The organism is Streptococcus sp. Marseille-Q0941 (assembly GCF_943736975.1).
Lineage (GTDB): Bacteria > Bacillota > Bacilli > Lactobacillales > Streptococcaceae > Streptococcus.
In genome coordinates this window covers 1-16,365 of sequence record NZ_CALSFO010000001.1, presented here as the reverse complement: position 1 = coordinate 16,365, position 16,365 = coordinate 1, and the positions used below count along the sequence as shown (strand labels likewise).

15 protein-coding genes, 6 tRNA genes and 1 pseudogene are annotated in these 16,365 nt (G+C 40.7%); all 22 read right to left on the bottom strand.

Features of this window, described 5'->3' with window-relative positions:
* Positions 1–325: 325 nt before the first annotated feature.
* Positions 326–1,786: a glutamate--tRNA ligase gene (gene gltX / locus NGI26_RS00110; RefSeq protein ID WP_251934425.1), complete on the bottom strand. Its 1,461-nt coding sequence runs from the start codon at positions 1,784–1,786 to the stop codon at positions 326–328.
* A 131-nt stretch (positions 1,787–1,917) separates the two neighbouring features.
* Positions 1,918–3,267 (bottom strand): glucose-6-phosphate isomerase, encoded by a 1,350-nt coding sequence (locus NGI26_RS00105; RefSeq protein ID WP_000018244.1) that lies wholly within the window; start codon positions 3,265–3,267, stop codon positions 1,918–1,920.
* Positions 3,268–3,435: 168 nt separating this feature from the next.
* A complete protein-coding gene (locus NGI26_RS00100; protein WP_251934424.1) occupies positions 3,436–4,125 on the bottom strand; it encodes a gamma-glutamyl-gamma-aminobutyrate hydrolase family protein in 690 nt (229 codons plus the stop codon).
* Positions 4,126–4,412: 287 nt separating this feature from the next.
* Positions 4,413–6,179, bottom strand: a complete 1,767-nt coding sequence (locus tag NGI26_RS00095) for an ABC transporter ATP-binding protein (RefSeq protein ID WP_251934423.1) — start codon at positions 6,177–6,179, stop codon at positions 4,413–4,415.
* Between the two features lies 1 nt (position 6,180).
* The gene (locus tag NGI26_RS00090; RefSeq protein WP_251934422.1) at positions 6,181–7,887 is read right to left on the bottom strand and encodes an ABC transporter ATP-binding protein; all 1,707 of its coding nucleotides are present in this window, start codon (positions 7,885–7,887) and stop codon (positions 6,181–6,183) included.
* Between the two features lie 201 nt (positions 7,888–8,088).
* Complete coding sequence (locus tag NGI26_RS00085; RefSeq protein ID WP_251934421.1) at positions 8,089–8,790, bottom strand: histidine phosphatase family protein; 702 nt, start codon at positions 8,788–8,790, stop codon at positions 8,089–8,091.
* Between the two features lie 109 nt (positions 8,791–8,899).
* Positions 8,900–9,337, bottom strand: coding sequence for a competence type IV pilus minor pilin ComGG (comGG, locus tag NGI26_RS00080; protein WP_251934420.1), 438 nt, complete (start codon positions 9,335–9,337; stop codon positions 8,900–8,902).
* Positions 9,315–9,776 carry a competence type IV pilus minor pilin ComGF gene (gene comGF / locus NGI26_RS00075; RefSeq protein WP_251934407.1) on the bottom strand — a complete coding sequence of 154 codons (462 nt, stop codon included), beginning with the start codon at positions 9,774–9,776 and terminating at the stop codon, positions 9,315–9,317. Before comGF ends, comGG begins: the two co-directional genes overlap by 23 nt.
* Positions 9,739–10,041 (bottom strand): competence type IV pilus minor pilin ComGE, encoded by a 303-nt coding sequence (comGE, locus tag NGI26_RS00070; protein WP_251934405.1) that lies wholly within the window; start codon positions 10,039–10,041, stop codon positions 9,739–9,741. The genes comGF and comGE overlap by 38 nt, the downstream gene beginning before the upstream one ends.
* Entirely contained in the window at positions 10,004–10,438 is a 435-nt protein-coding gene (gene comGD, locus NGI26_RS00065; protein WP_286009814.1) for a competence type IV pilus minor pilin ComGD, read from the bottom strand. The genes comGE and comGD overlap by 38 nt, the downstream gene beginning before the upstream one ends.
* Positions 10,401–10,724, bottom strand: coding sequence for a competence type IV pilus major pilin ComGC (gene comGC / locus NGI26_RS00060; RefSeq protein ID WP_251934403.1), 324 nt, complete (start codon positions 10,722–10,724; stop codon positions 10,401–10,403). The genes comGD and comGC overlap by 38 nt, the downstream gene beginning before the upstream one ends.
* Complete coding sequence (comGB, locus tag NGI26_RS00055) at positions 10,725–11,741, bottom strand: competence type IV pilus assembly protein ComGB (RefSeq protein WP_251934770.1); 1,017 nt, start codon at positions 11,739–11,741, stop codon at positions 10,725–10,727. It abuts the gene before it with no gap.
* The gene (comGA, locus tag NGI26_RS00050; protein ID WP_251934401.1) at positions 11,689–12,630 is read right to left on the bottom strand and encodes a competence type IV pilus ATPase ComGA; all 942 of its coding nucleotides are present in this window, start codon (positions 12,628–12,630) and stop codon (positions 11,689–11,691) included. Before comGA ends, comGB begins: the two co-directional genes overlap by 53 nt.
* A 52-nt stretch (positions 12,631–12,682) precedes the next feature.
* On the bottom strand, positions 12,683–13,060 hold the full coding sequence (locus NGI26_RS00045) for a DUF1033 family protein (protein ID WP_251934399.1): 378 nt from the start codon (positions 13,058–13,060) through the stop codon (positions 12,683–12,685).
* Positions 13,061–13,195: 135 nt separating this feature from the next.
* Positions 13,196–14,196, bottom strand: a pseudogene (locus NGI26_RS00040) (zinc-dependent alcohol dehydrogenase family protein).
* A gap of 185 nt (positions 14,197–14,381) precedes the next feature.
* Complete coding sequence (gene nagA / locus NGI26_RS00035; RefSeq protein WP_251934394.1) at positions 14,382–15,533, bottom strand: N-acetylglucosamine-6-phosphate deacetylase; 1,152 nt, start codon at positions 15,531–15,533, stop codon at positions 14,382–14,384.
* 272 nt (positions 15,534–15,805) lie between these two features.
* A tRNA-Leu gene (locus NGI26_RS00030) sits at positions 15,806–15,889 on the bottom strand.
* Between the two features lie 9 nt (positions 15,890–15,898).
* Positions 15,899–15,970, bottom strand: a tRNA-Gln gene (locus NGI26_RS00025).
* 12 nt (positions 15,971–15,982) lie between these two features.
* A tRNA-His gene (locus tag NGI26_RS00020) sits at positions 15,983–16,055 on the bottom strand.
* A 12-nt stretch (positions 16,056–16,067) separates the two neighbouring features.
* Positions 16,068–16,138: transfer RNA gene (locus NGI26_RS00015), tRNA-Trp, on the bottom strand.
* Positions 16,139–16,144: 6 nt separating this feature from the next.
* Positions 16,145–16,225, bottom strand: a tRNA-Tyr gene (locus NGI26_RS00010).
* 14 nt (positions 16,226–16,239) lie between these two features.
* Positions 16,240–16,312: transfer RNA gene (locus tag NGI26_RS00005), tRNA-Phe, on the bottom strand.
* Positions 16,313–16,365 lie beyond the last annotated feature (53 nt).

Below are 16,365 nucleotides of genomic sequence, written 5' to 3'. Positions count from 1 at the left end.
TTGGAGAAGAAAGAGTAGATATACTTCTCTAAAAGATAGCCAAACTGGGCCAAACTCTTTGTAAAGAAACTCTTGTGATAAAAAAAGTCATTATAACAGATGGTAACCACATGGATGAAGAATCTCTCCTCCCATCCAGCAAAACGCAAAGAAAAAAATAAGTAGACTCACCAACATTAGGAATCATGCCAAGTCTAGTTGTAAAAATACCATCTTACTAACTTATTTCCCTTGCCCTATCAATTAATAGTATACACTAAAATATTTGCATCTTCAAATAAGTATACATAAAAAAAGAACTCTTTATTTGAGTTCTTATTTTATGTTATTTTGCAATCTCTGCCAACATTTTTTCAATGTGTTGGATAGATTTCTCACGTCCAAGCAAGTAGATGGTTTCTGGTAGTTCTGGTCCATGCATCTCTCCTGAAACAGCAATACGGATTGGCATGAAGAGATTTTTCCCTTTGATACCAGTTTCCTTTTGAACTGCTTTGATTTGTGGGAAGATATTTTCCACCACAAATTCATCATCTGACATGGCTTCAAGTTTAGCTTTAAAGGCTTCAAGTACAGTCGGAACCGTTTCACCAGCCATGACTTCTCGCTCAGCTTCCGTCAACTCTGGGAAATCTGAGAAGAAAAGGTCTGTCAATGGAACGATTTCGTCCACTGACTTCATTTGTGGTTTGTAGAGTTCCACCAATTTTTCAGCCTTGTCTGTCAAACGGCCTGCTTCTTCAAGGAATGGTTTGGCCATTTCAAAGATGGTCGATAGATCCGCATTCTTGATGTACTCATTGCTCATCCAGTCCATTTTCTTCTGGTCAAAGGCCGCTGGAGATTTGCTGAGACGGTTTTCATCAAAGAGCTTGATGAGTTCTTCGCGAGAGAAGATTTCATCTTCCCCACCAGGATTCCAACCAAGAAGAGCGATAAAGTTAAAGACCGCTTCTGGAAGGTAGCCCTTCTTGCGGTAATCTTCGATAAATTGAAGGGTATTGGTGTCGCGTTTAGATAATTTTTTACCCGTTTCAGAGTTGATGATCAAAGTCATGTGACCGAACTCTGGGGCTTCCCAACCAAGGGCTTCATAAACCATGAGCTGTTTTGGGGTGTTGGCAATGTGGTCATCTCCACGGATAACATGAGAAATCTGCATATCGTGGTCATCAATGACAACGGCAAAGTTGTAAGTTGGGTAACCGTCTTTCTTTTGGATAACCCAGTCACCACCGATATTGCCACCTTCAAACTCGATATCGCCTTTGACCATGTCATGCCACTTGTAAATACCAGACTCATTAACGGCCAAACGAACAGTTGGGATGATCCCTGCTGCTTCACGTTCTGCAACGTAAGCTGCTTTTTCTTCTTCGCTCATACCAAGGTATTCGTTGATGTAACGAGGTGTTTCACCGGCAGCTTCTTGGCGTTCACGTTCAGCTGCCAACTCTTCTTCTGTTACGTAAGATTTGTAGGCTTTTCCTTCAGCTAAGAGTTGGTCAATGTATTTTTGATAGAGTTCCAAACGCTCAGACTGGCGGTAGTTCTCATGTGTCTCAGGACTTTCATCCCAATCCATGCCTAACCAACGAAGGTTTTCAAGCTGGGAACGTTCGCCGTCTTCGACATGACGTTTGCGGTCTGTATCTTCGATACGGATGATAAAAGTTCCACCATGGTGACGTGCATACAAGTAGTTGAATAATGCTGTACGGGCATTACCGATGTGTAATAGTCCGGTTGGACTTGGTGCATAACGCACACGAATATCTTTTGACATATCTTCTCCTATAAAGTCTCTAGGCATCTGCCTTTTTGCTCTCTATATTATATCACAAGTCGTGCCAGAGTCCAATTTCTCTTTTCGAGAAAAAGAAAAAAGAGTGGTAAAACCACTCTTTATTGACTCTATTATAGACGAGCGTTGAGTTCTTTGCTCAATTCTTCAAATCCTGGTTTACCAAGAAGGGCAAACATGTTGCGTTTGTATGCTTCAACACCTGGTTGGTCAAATGGGTTGATGGCGTTCAAGTAACCTGAAAGGGCGATGGCCAATTCGAAGAAGTAGATTGTGTATCCAAGAGTGAAGGCGTCTTGCTCAGGAAGAGTTACGTACATGTTTGGTACGTCACCGTCAGTGTGGGCAAGAAGAACACCGTCAGTCGCTTTTTTGTTTACAAAGTCAACGTCTTTTCCTTGAAGGTATCCAAGTCCGTCAAGATCTTCTTCCAAAGTAGGGATGATCACGTTCTTACGAGGTTTGTCAACACGGACAACTGTTTCAAACATGATACGAGTTCCTTCTTGGATAAATTGACCAAGTGAGTGCAAGTCCGTTGAGAAGTTGGCTGAAGTTGGGTAAATACCTTTTTGGTCTTTCCCTTCTGACTCACCAGCCAATTGTTTCCACCATTCTGAGAAGTATTGAAGTGATGGCTCGTAGTTTACCAGGATTTCAGTTGCATAACCTTTACGGTAAAGGATGTTACGAACGGCTGCGTATTGGTAAGCTTCATTTTCAGCAATCTTGTCTGAAGTGTAGTCTTTACGAGCTGCGTTAGCACCTTCCATAAGGGCTTTGATGTCTGCACCTGATGCAGCGATTGGAAGCAAACCAACTGCTGTCAATACTGAGAATCGTCCACCAATATCATCTGGAACCACAAATGTTTCCCAACCGTTGGCATCTGCTTCAACCTTAACAGCACCTTTTTGGCGGTCAGTTGTTGCGTAGATACGTTTGTTAGCTTCTTCTTGACCGTATTTCTTAACCAAGAGTTCTTTGAAGACACGGAAAGCGATAGCTGGTTCTGTTGTTGTACCTGATTTGGAAATCACGTTTACTGAGAAGTCTTTGTCAGCTACGTACTCTACCAAGTCAGCAAGGTAAGTAGATGAGATTGAATTTCCAGCGTAAAGGATTTGTGGAGCTTTGCGTTCTTCTTTTGTTTGCAAGTTAGCAAAGTGGTGGTTCAAGAAGTCGATGGCTGCTTTGGCGCCAAGGTAAGATCCACCGATACCGATTACAACCAAGACATCGCTATCTGACTTGATTTGCTCAGCAGCTTTCAAGATGCGGTCGAATTCTTCACGGTCGTAGTTTTCAGGAAGGTCCAACCAACCCAAAAAGTCGCTACCAGCACCAGTTCCTTTACGAATCAATTCGTCTGCAGCTGTTACTTGTGCTTGCATGTATTCCACTTCATGTGGGGCAACAAATTTGTCTAAAACTTTTGAATAATCAAATTTAATATGTGACATGATAATCCTCCAAAATTTCTTCTTTTCTATCATAACGCTTACCTTCGATTTTTTCAAGCTTTTTTATTGAATTTGCCCAATTTTTATCAGAATTCAAACGTTTGCGTAAAAATGCTAAAATACAAAAAATCTGAAAGGACGAATAAAAACGGCTAGATATCCTAACCGTTACAATTCATTTAATAAATACTCAAATAGTTCTAAATTGCCATCTTCTTCATTGACTAGAAACTCTGGATGCCACTGAAGACCAATAATACGGTGCTCATCAATGGATTCAATTGCTTCAACAGTTTGATCACGTGGATCCACAGCCGTCACACGGAAATTGGGTGCCAGATCTTTAATGCTCTGACGATGGACTGAATTGACCTGACTTTCTTTACCAAACAATTTCGATACAAGGCTTCCTTCAACTGTCTCAATGGAATGTGAAGTTCCAAAAGGTAATCCTTGCCAATGACCTTCAATCTCCTGATTGAGGGTTCCACCAAATGCGACGTTAACAAGCTGAACACCACGGCAAATGGCTAAAATTGGCTTATTCTGACGAAGAGCCTCTTTCAAGAGAGCTAGTTCAAACTCATCACGAGCTAGGTTATAGTCGTCGCTATCAATTGTTTTTTCCTCACCATAAAACTGAGGATGAACATTTTGCCCTCCAGTCAAGATAAGTTTGTCAATCATTTCTACGTAATCATGGACAAGTGACTCATCACCAACCGGAATCACCAAAGGAAGTCCGCCAACCTGACGAATACTCTCAGCAAATTTACAAGAGACTGATGAATGAATATTTTTTCCTTCTGCATCTACGGGACATAGATTTGCTGCAACTCCAACAACCGTTCTTGCCATTACTGATTTCCTTTCCTTTTCTATTGATAATCTTATCTTATCATCCTTGTCCACTCCTGTCTAATATGTATTTTTTAAGTCCGTGATAAATTTTTTTTATCAGAAAAAGCTGCCCCAAATTAGGACAACTTTTTGCTTATACTCAATGAAAATCAAAGAGCAAACTAGGAAGCTAGCCGCAGGGTGCTCAAAGCACTGCTTTGAGGTTGTAGATAAGACTGACGAAGTCAGTAACACATATACAGCAAGGGGACGCTGACGTGGTTTGAAGAGATTTTCGAAGAGTATTATTCAAAGACGAATTGATTGTGATAAAGTTCGGAGTAAAAACCTCCAAGCTTGAGCAATTCGTGGTGATTTCCTTGTTCAATGACTTGACCATCCTTAAGGACAATAATCTGATCGGCATTTAGAATGGTTTTCAAACGGTGAGCAATCACAAAACTAGTTCTTCCAGCCACAATAGCTTCCATGGCATTTTGAATCTTACTTTCTGTTACAGTATCGACGTTTGATGTTGCCTCATCCAAGATTAAGACCTGGGGATCCGTCATCAAGGTACGAGCGATGGAAATCAACTGTTTCTGACCGGTTGAGAAGACGCTCTGGTCGTCATCAATCAGTGTGTCATACTTATCTGGCAGACTTTCGATATATTCATGGATATGCGTAGCCTTAGCAGCTGCTTCAACCATTTCCTGACTGGCATCTGGTACACCAAAACGAATATTGTCTCGGATAGTTCCACTAAATAAAACAGAATCTTGCAAGACAATTCCCACCTTACTTCGCAAGCTATCTAAGTCAAACTCGCGAATATCTTTACCATCAAAAGTAATGCTTCCAGCATCCACATCGTAAAAACGATTGATCAAGTTCATGATGGTTGTTTTTCCTGACCCTGTTGGACCAACAACTGCAATCATCTTCCCTTTTGGAGCTGAAATGCTGACATCTTTCAGAATCGGTTTACCTGGTAGGTAGGAGAAGTCCACATTGCCAATCTCCACACCTTCTTTTAATTCGTTAAAGACCGGAGCATCTTGAGGACGAATTTCTTCCTCTGCATCAAACATTTCTTGAATACGGTCCGCACCTGTAAAGGCAAGCTGCAAGCTTCCCCAACTAGCTGCTAATTGGATAATGGGCTGGTAATACTGTTGAGAGAACTGAGTAAACATAACAATCAAGCCCAGAGCAGTTGCTGTCTCGATGTTCTTATCATTCAGTAAGACAGCTGAACCGACAAAAATAACAATAGCTGTATTGACCAAGCTCATTCCGTTCATGACAGGAAAGAGAATCCCTGAAAACATTCTCCCCTTGAAAGTCGCCTTACGGACACGCTCATTTTGCTCAACAAAACCTGCGATCACATCACCTTGAATGCCTTGAACAATAACGGCTTTTTGACCTGAAATACTCTCATCCATGTAAGCGTTGAGCTTCCCAACCTCTTTTTGCTGAAGATTGGTATATTTTCTTGCCAATTTCAAGATGACAATTAACATGATGACAGCTACTGGAGTGCTAGCAATTGTAATCAAAGCCAAGGTGACATTTTTTACAAACATGACAATCAGCAAGCCAATATAAAGGGCAATATTGGTCATAACAGACACCAGACTTTCGTTGAAAGCCTGTAGGATGTTATCCAAATCACTGGTGAAACGTGACAGGATGTCCCCATCTTGATGGCGGTCAAAGAAAGAAACTGTCAAGCGAGAAAGCTTGCCAAAAAGTCCCTTACGCATCTCATTTGTCGATTCGGCAATAATGTGGCTCATCAAGACCATATAGATGAGACTAGACACTACTAGCACAATCAAAACATAGGCCAGATTCATCAAGAGGCCCGAGAGACTTTGCCAAACCATATCAGGATTTCCGTCTTGATAGGCTATAACCAAATTAGCTAGTTCTGTGACTGTTTGACCTGCAAATACTGGAAAGAGGGCTTGGGCTACCGTTGCAATGACAATCATAGCAATGACAACGACAAAGGATAGTTTGTAAATTTTAAAGTAGTTCCAAAAAAATTTAAAGGTCTTCATCCTACTCCTCCTTTCCTTTTTGCGTTTCGTAAATCTCACGATAAACTGGGTTTGTTGCGACCAAGTCAGCATGTTTTCCTTGGCCAATCAGTCGACCTTGATCAAGTACTAAAATTTTATCCGCATGCACAACAGAGCTAATCTTTTGCGCAATAATAATGGTGGTTGTTCCTTTCAAGTCCCTATTAAGAGCTTCTTGAACCAACCGTTCTGACTTGGCATCCAGTGCCGAAGTTGAGTCATCAAATATCAAGATTTTAGGATTGCTGACAACCCCACGCGCAATGGACATTCTTTGCTTTTGTCGACCAGAAAAGTTGGTCCCCCGTTCTTCAACCGGACTCTCAAAAGCCAAATCCATACGACTAATAAATTCACTAGCTTGGGCGATACGAGCTGCACGTTCCAGTTCTGAAACTGTCGCATCTCCCTTTCCTTGTCTGAGATTATCTGCGATCGTACCACTAAAGAGAATGGCTCTTTGTAAGACGATAGAAACTGTCTTGCGAAGCGTCCTTTCGCTAACTGTACGAATATCCTTCCCACCAATTTTGATAGAACCTTGCTGGGGATCAAACAGTCGTGGAATCAACTGAGCCAAGGTTGATTTCCCTGCACCGGTTGCACCGACAACCCCAACCATCTCACCAGGCGCGATATCAAAGGAAACATCTTTTAGGATCGGTTCCTCATCATTTGGATAGGTGAAGGTTACATGTTCAAAGCTGAGACTCCCTTCTAAAACTTCATCTTCCACATCCTCAAAGGTCATAGCTGGTTCTGTATCAAGAATTTCACGGATACGACGGAGGGAAATCATGGCACGAGTGACTGAGTTCCCTAAAAATCCAACCATGACGATGGTAAAGATAATCTGACTCAGATAGTTTACAAAGGAAGCAATAGATCCAACAACTGATGGATCTGACTCTGCCATACCTGCTACAAGCCAGATTGAAAGGAAGACGGCCCCATAAGAAATCAACATCATTGCAGGTTGCATAATAGAAAAGGCATAACCGATATAAAGGTTTTCTCCCAACAATTCATCTGACACCTGCGTAAATTTATCAAACTGATCTTTTTCTCGGACAAAAGACTTAACCACGCGCACACCACGCAAATTTTCTTTAGCAATGGCATTGATACGCTCTAGTAAGGTCTGGAATTTTGCAAAGCGCGGTCCCACAACTCCCATCATAAAACCCATTATGGCAACAATCAGAACGACCATGAGAACTAGCACCCACCACAGAGAAGGTAGGGTGACAACTGCTAGAATAAAGGAACCGATAAACAAAAGTGGTAGTCGAAAGAGAATTTGGAAGGTCATCATAACGACGTTTTGAATCTGGTTGATATCGTTGGTCATACGAACAACAAGGTTCCCTGCATTAAACTTCTCAATATTAGCGTATGAAAAAGTTTGAATCTTACGAAAGGCATCTTCCCTTAGGTCTGACGAAACTCCTTGAGCAATGTAGGCAGCTAACACAACATTGATCCCACCTGCAACCAAACCAATCAAGGCAACAAGAATTAACCAAAAACCGATAGTATAAATAGCTTCATGGTCACCTGTTAGTAGGGCCCCTAAAACCTCCTGCAAATAACGTGGTTGCAAGAGCGAACTCGTTACCATTAGACCTGTCATGACCAAGGAAGCCAGGGCCTGCCATTTATAGGCTTTTATTTTCTGAAACAGCATATTTCCCCCTTATAAGATAGACAAAAGGGGACGACAGTTCTGTCAGTCCCTTCTTATGCTTTCATGTTGATACTATTCTAACAAAAAAGAATGCTATTGTCAAAGCACTCAGCTCTCTCAAGCTTGTGCAAGCACGACATTAGCATTCTATTAATCCTTTAAATAATCCATTAAAAAATTTTCTAACTATGTACAGAATTTTTATTGGTCTGAACTAGCTTGCTCGTCTAGTTGAGCTCGTCCAATTTCACGATAACTACAATCCCCAACAACCTGGACTGAGAATCGACCATCTTGGTACTCGAGGATTGTAACACTTCCATTATCAAGACCATGCGGATGCATTCCATTAATTAAATAAACAATGGTTCCAATAGTCATTCCATGGCTGACTACGAGGGCATTCCCTCCCCCATTAGCTTCCATTTCCTTGGCGATGGCCTCAAAGCCTTCCCAAATACGACCACTTAGTTTTTCCCAGCCCTCAGCCCAGCCTGCTGTATCCACTTCTACCAATCCTTCAGCTAGCTCCGCATAGGACAACCGATGAACATGATCAACATTAAAAATACGAGGAATGATGCCCATAAATAGGTCTCCATCATAGGCACCATCAAAGCTACCAAAGCACCACTCACGGATTCGCTTATCCATACGATAAGGAATTTGTCCTGTCAAGCCTAGTTCCTCAAGGATAATTCCCATAGTCTGGATGGTACGTCCTGAGTCACTCGAATAAGCACGCTCAAATTTTAAACCAGACTCACGCAAACCAACTCCCAATTCATGAATGCCTCGTTCACCTTCAGCTGTTAAGGGAGTATCACTCCAACCTTGAGCACGCCCAATCGTATTAAACATTGTTTTCCCATGACGCACTAGATACAATTTTACACTTGCCATTTTTGGTCCTCCATATGTATCTATTATAGCATGATTTCAGGCAAAAACCTTGTCCTAACCCACTTGGCCCAACCTAACAACTTAAACGTGAACTGATACAAGAGTTAAACTACTCTGTATCTTTCTTAGAAGTAACAACTTCGGAAGACTTGGCAGTCTCTTTTTTAACTTGTTCTTCTTTCTTCTCCCCACTTCCCTCTTTGGTCTTGTTTTCTATCTTCTTAGACTTTTCTTCGGTCTTTTTCGAAGATGGAAAGTGAAATTCAAATTGATGTTTTCCAGTATCGACAATCGTTGTAAATCCCTTTTCGTCACTACGATAACTTGCTTTTCCTACATCAAACGACTGCTGACCACTTTCAGAATTAGCTCTTTCATAGGTTCTCTTTGCCATCACATAAGCCCCAAGCTTCTCTTTATTTAAGGCGTAATCCTGATGAAGAGCCACTTGTCGATTCAGATAAAACTGTAACAAGAGACTAAAAATTCCAGCAATAGTAATTGCGTATAGGAGAACTCCTGCTCTAACTTTTTTCTTTTTCCACACGGTAGACAAACTCCCTCTCTAGCCCTTTTTCAAACTGAAAATGAAAATGTAACTCCTGTCCTTTTTCTTGAATACGAGCTGATTTCAGACCGTAGACTATAGGCTGGTATCCTCGGCCACTGGTATCTGTTTTCCGGAAATCATTTGACTTTGATTTCCCCATGGAAATGGGTTTACCTTCCTGTTTGAGGTAAAGTCTATCATTCTCAACTTTTTCAAATTGCGCTCGATTCAATTCCGCTTCCAGCTGATCCACAAATAAGAGCCATTCCTTCTGCTCATTTTTCTGCTGATAGCGAACCTCTGAAACCAAGAGTTGACTCATAGCTTGAAAGAGGAGCAAGCTACCACTAATAACAAGAAGGGCAACCAGGGATTCTAAAAGTGTAAAAGCTCTGACACTACTTGTCTTGAATCGCCAGTATTTTTTCATTTCCATGATACACCTCCAACCCCTTCTCGCTTGAGACGATATCAACTCTAACTCCGTTGATGGTCAACTGCTTTTGTCCAGTCTGCAAAGCCATACGAGCCACTCGCAAAACTTCTTCCTGTTCTATGAATCTTGCTTCCTGTCGTCTACTTTCTTGAATTTGTCCTAGCAAGAGAGTTGCAATACTGGCAAAAATAGCGAGTGAAATCACTGCCTCCAGTAGAATAACCGCCTTAATTTTTTGCTTCTTGAATACGTTTAATCTTTCCATTTCCTAGATATAGTTGGTAGCGAACCACTTCTTTCCTTGTTTGAAATCTCACGCTCGCCAGAGACGAATTCCCACCAGCCTTGTCAAAGGTGATTGACTGAGTGGATTGCAGTTGAATTCCTTTAGGAATTGCTAATTTTTGGTAGCCATTGCCAATACTTCTCTCTTCTAACATCAAGTTCATTTTTTGTTGACTAGCCAGACTACGCTTCTGGGTTTCTCGGTAAAGTTCCTCAAACTCCATAAAGAAAATCTGCTCTTCAACAGCCGCAAAAGTGGACTGGACTGAACTGGACAAACCCAAGGCAAACAGGCTGACTATTCCTAACACCAATAAACTTTCTAACATGGTAAAAGCCCTAATCTGCAACTGTTTGACTTGTCTTTTGTTTTGCATGGTATTCTTTGTAGGCTTTTACTTGTTCAGCAGTAATACGTCCATCTGCCTGTAATTTGCTTAGACTGGCATCTTCATTTTTATCCAAACTATAGAGTTCTGCTTGACTTTCTACCACCTTGACAACCGCTGCTTTACCCTTGTCATTCACTGCATCCTTTTGCTTGGTAAGATTTGGAACAAAAAGTAAAAGTAAAACACTAATAATTAAAAGTACAATTAACATTTCTACAAGAGTAAAGGCTTGCACCTTAGCTTTCTTCAATTTCATCATCATTTTTTTCATCTAAAAATTTACCTCCATATTTTGATACATTGGCAGCAACATAGCTGCGTACAATAAGACGATTAGTAGGGCTACAAAAATAAAGACCATGGGTTGTACTAGATTCATGGTACGATTGACTCGGGTAAAGAAGGATTCCCACGTTTTTTCCGCATAGATTTCCAATTCGCTTCCCAACTTGGACTTGACCTCTCCATATTCAATGATTAATCCCAGCTCCCTTCTAAAGAAAGGATAATTCTGAACAACCTCAGAAAATTCGTGCCCATTTTGCAAGGACAGGGATAAATCATATCCAATTTCCTTAAAGAGAGGATTTCCTTGTTCCTGCATCATCTGGAAAATCTGTGACAACTCTAAACCTTGTCCAATCATATTCCCCCATTCCCGAGCATAATAGGCAGTTAGATAATACTGAACAAACACACCTATAAAGGGAATCCTAGACAGATAAGAAAAGACCTGTATCTTCCTAGATTTCCTGTAGAATAGCAGTCCTGCTAAAGATACGAGACCTAGCGTCAGAGCAAACCCAAGAAAAATCTGTGGCAGGTTACTAATCACTATGGTAGCTATGTTACTACTATCCAGTTGGGGCAAGAGATAATTCCGCAAGCCCAACATAATAAGCAGTAAGAAAGCTAACAAAATGACTGGATAGGTTGCAACTTCAATTAACTTTTTCTTAACTTTAGCTAGATTATCCAGATATTCTTCAATTTTCCCCAAACTCAAATGAAGATTCCCATGAACTTCAGCTAATGAAAGTTGTGTGACAATCGCACTCGAAAAACCTAAATTCCCCATCATTTCCGAAAAAGATTTCCCTTGCGAGAGCCCTAGGCGCATCTGCGATACATATTCCTTTTCCAACAAGAGACTTCTATCTAGAAAGGAAATGATTTCTACCAAGTGAAAACCACTCGAGAACAAATTGTTAAAGAGAGTGATGATTTTCTTCTGTTTACTGGTAGCTAATTTTCTCCGTTTCAGCTTGAAGGGCAGTGATATGTCCATCTTTAAAAAGTTGGTCAATTTGCTCATTCCACTTGTTTGCTTGGTGTTCTTGATAATTTTGGTTTGCAAAATCAATAATTCCTCCTCCCCCGATTAGCCTCTGGTAACAAACACCTTGTAAGACAACTGCCAGTTCATCTTCGCTGACACCAAGTTCTAAAAGACGCTCATAAACTCCACGAATACTTTTGGCATGAATGGTTGAGAATACTGTGGCACCCGTTAAGCTAGCTCGTACAACTGCACGGGCTGTTTCGCTATCTCGAATTTCCCCAATAATCAAAAGATCTGGTCGATGACGAAGGGATAATTTTATCAGATTTTCATAACTCAATCCTATAGCTTCATTGAGTTGTAATTGCAGCATCTCTTCTTGCTTTATCTCGACTGGATCTTCAATGGACATAACCTGCTGGCCCTTGAACAATGACTTGGCTAATTCATGCATCAGGGTTGTTTTACCACTTCCTACAGGACCTGCAAAAAGGTAAAGGCCTCGTTGTCTAAATCCCTTTTCTAATTCATGAATATCTTGAAGCCAGAAACGTAGCTCTTTTTCTTCATCGTGTAAAAGGCGGATAACTAAACTCTCATGACCACGATAATCTCCAACCGTCGATAAACGTAGTGAAGAAAGCTTGCCATCATGCTGATAATCACAGGAACCCAGCTGACTACGACGCTTTTCACCAACATTCATCCCCGCAATAAACTTAAAGTGACTAATGACGGCACCTAACTTTTCAAAATCATAGGTGTCAATTAGACGTCTTTCATCTCCAATTCGCATATGTAGCTCATAAATCTGATTCTTAGGAACAAAATAAATATCCTGAGCTCCAGACTTTTTTGCGAGACTAATCAATTCTTGTGCAAGTGCTTGTACCATATCTCCTCCTCAGTTTATTATTCGAAGAAAATATAAAAAAAGAACAACTTTATTAAAAAGTTGTTCCATCTTTTTTGATACGACAAGTTCGGTGGATTTCTATTCCAGTTTGTTTTTCATAGCCCGGTCTGAATTTTTCGTCTGGAATGACTTGACCATCTTCTAGTAAAGCCAGCGAATGATATTGTTGCAGGAATTCATCACATTCCTCACACCAACGTTTATCATCTGGATCCCAAAATATAGTCATCAAGTCCCCACGACTTTTGTAAAGTGGAATTTTCTTTTCCAGCTCAAACCAACAAGATTTATAATACTTCAAGGCATCATAGTAATTTTCGAATTTCTTACTCCTAATGACGTCTTCTTCCCATCCATCTATGAACCACCAAGGTTCAAAATCTCCATACATTTCTATAACACGATACATAGTTTCATTTCCTTTGTACCGTATATTATAGCGAAATTTCGAGAACAATGAAAGAAATCTGCTCGTTTTCACGAATTATCTCAGTTTTTCAAAAATCCAGCTACTCTAAAAAGAATAACTGGATTCAAAATTCTATTAAGCTTCTGAAATATCGTTTTCAATAATAACTTTAATCGCATGATGATCTGCAGCCTTACCAAATACTTCATAAGCCTTTTCAATTTCACTTAGTTTGAAATAATGAGTGACTAATTTTTCTGGCTCAATTTTATGGCTTTCTAAAGCTTTCAAAAGCTGAGGAGTTGTATTTGTTGACACCAATCCGGTAGTCACGTTAATGTTACGAATCCATAGAGTGTCCAAATCAAACTGAACTGGTTTACCATGCACACCACAGTTGGCTACTGTTCCATCTACACCGATAATCTTTTGACAGAGGTCAAAAGTTGCAGGAATGCCAACAGCTTCAATAGCAACATCCACACCTCGACCATCTGTTAAATCATAAATTTCCTTAATTGCCTTTTCAGGGTCTGAAGAATTAACCTTATGAGTCGCACCGAATGATAGGGCAGTTTCCAAACGGTTATCGTCTAGGTCCACCATAATCAATTTGGCTGGTGAATAGAACTGTGCAGTCAACAGAGCTGCCAATCCAACTGGACCTGAACCAATAATTGCTACACTACAACCTGGCTCTACTTTCCCTTTTAAGACACCAATTTCATAGCCAGTTGGTAAGATATCAGATAACATAACCAAGGCTTCATCAGATAAGTCAGCTGGAGTGTGATAGAGAGTATTATCAGCATGAGGCACACGAAGATATTCTGCTTGCATACCATCAATTAAATGCCCAAAAATCCATCCACCTTCGTCTTCACAGTGAGGATAGATCCCTTTTTTACAGTAGTAGCATTTACCGCAGGCACAAACACAAGAAATCAGAACCTTATCTCCCTTTTTGAAGTTAGAGACGCCTGCTCCAACTTCCTCTACAATTCCTGCCCGAGGATCGTTCCACTCTTACATGCCGGAACATCTCCTTTTATAATATGGAGGTCTGTTCCACAAATAGTAGTTTTTACGATACGCACAATAGCGTCTGTTGGCTTGCGAATAACTGGTTTATCCACATCAACAAATTAAGCAAGTCCTGGTTTAACATAAGTATAGGCTTTCATAAAGCTTACCTCCGTTTTTTTATTTGTATTGTTTATATCATAATTGTAAGCCTTTTCAAAAAGAAAGCAAGAAAATTGTGAAAAAATAACAAATCTATTTAAAAAAGTAGAAACTAAATTAGTTTCTACTTTAGAGATTATGCTTGATAACGTTTTTCACCATCAAGATAAGTTGCTACCAATTCCAAATCTTTATCAAGAACGATAAAGTCAGCATCGTAGCCTTCACGAATTTGTCCACAGACATCGTCAATATGAACAGATTTTGCAGGGTTAAGACTGGCCATCATGACTGCTTCATGAGAATTTGCAATTCCCCATTCAACAACATTTTTCAAACCGTCTTTAAGTTTGAGAATAGAACCTGCCAAGTTCCCAGTAGATTTGAGACGTGCAGTACCATTTGCAACTACAACCGGGAATTCACCTAGCATGTAGTCACCATCTTGCAAACCTCCCGCTGTCATACAGTCAGTGATAAGGGCAATATTTTCAGTTCCTTTTTGTTTAAGTAGGATATCACAAGCCTTAGGGTCAACATGATGACCATCACAAATCAATTCAGCATAGGTATGTGGTAACTCATACATAGCACCAACCATACCAAGCTCACGATGAGTCAAGCCACGCATACCATTATAAGCGTGAACCCATACACTAGCACCAGCATCAACAGCCTTTTTAGCCTGATCAAATGTTGCATTTGAGTGACCAAGAGCCACCGTCACACCTTCGCCAGTGATTGTACGAACAAAGTCCTCAACCCCTTCACGTTCAGGCGCTAATGCAATTTTATTAAGAAGGCCATTAGCAGCCTTCTGCCAAGCACGAAATTCGTCCATCCGAGGATCTTTCATGTAAGCAGGGTTTTGAGCACCTTTAAATTCCTCAGTAAAGTAAGGTCCTTCAAAATAGATACCACGAATCTTAGCTCCAGATGCCTCTTTGTAACGTGCCCCAATATTTTCAGTAACAGCGAGTAATTGTTCGTAAGAAGAAGTTAAAGTAGTCGGTAAAAAGCTTGTAACACCAGTGCTAAGAAGTCCTTCACTCATGGTATGAAGAGTCCCTTCAATATTATTGTCCATAACATCAACACCACCAAAACCATGGATGTGTGTATCAACAAGACCAGGTGCGATACTAAACCCGCTATAGTCAATGACTTCAGCACCATCAGAAACTTGATCTACATGTTTACCAAACTTCCCATCGACAACTTCTAAGTAACCACCACGACGAACTCCATGAGGATAGAAAAACTGATCTGCTTTAATATATTTAGGCATAATGATGACCTCCGTAAATGATTTTTTCTAATATTTATTATGTCAATTACATTATAAACCTTTCTCGGAAATTTGTAAATGGTATAGACCTATTATAGTTAAAAATAACAAGAAATACATTAAGATTTAGTAAAAGTAAAGTAAAATACTTAGAATAAAGCATTAAATATAAGTATTAATAAAATAAAAAAAGTGATTTTAAGTAACTCGAAAAGAAAAGATTAGAAGAAAAAATAAAAAGACAAGGCTCGAAAACCTTGTCTTTAATACTATACCGGCGGCCGGGGTCGAACCGGCACGTCCTTGCGGACACTGGATTTTGAGTCCAGCGCGTCTGCCAATTCCGCCACGCCGGCAAATAGTAACTGGGGTAGCTGGATTCGAACCAACGCATGAGGGAGTCAAAGTCCCTTGCCTTACCGCTTGGCTATACCCCAAAAATATAAATAGGCGAGTGATGGGGATCGAACCCACGCATGCCAGAGCCACAATCTGGTGTGTTAACCACTTCACCACACCCGCCATACTATTTAACACGGGCAGTAGGAATTGAACCCACACTGAAGGTTTTGGAGACCTTAGTTCTACCTTTAAACTATGCCCGTATAAGATGGAAGGGGAGGGATTCGAACCCCCGAACCCGAAGGAGCGGATTTACAGTCCGCCGCGTTTAGCCTCTTCGCTACCCTTCCGTAAGATTTAAAAATGGCGCGAGACGGAATCGAACCGCCGACACATGGAGCTTCAATCCATTGCTCTACCAACTGAGCTACCGAGCCAATATTGCGGGAGCAGGATTTGAACCTACGACCTTCGGGTTATGAGCCCGACG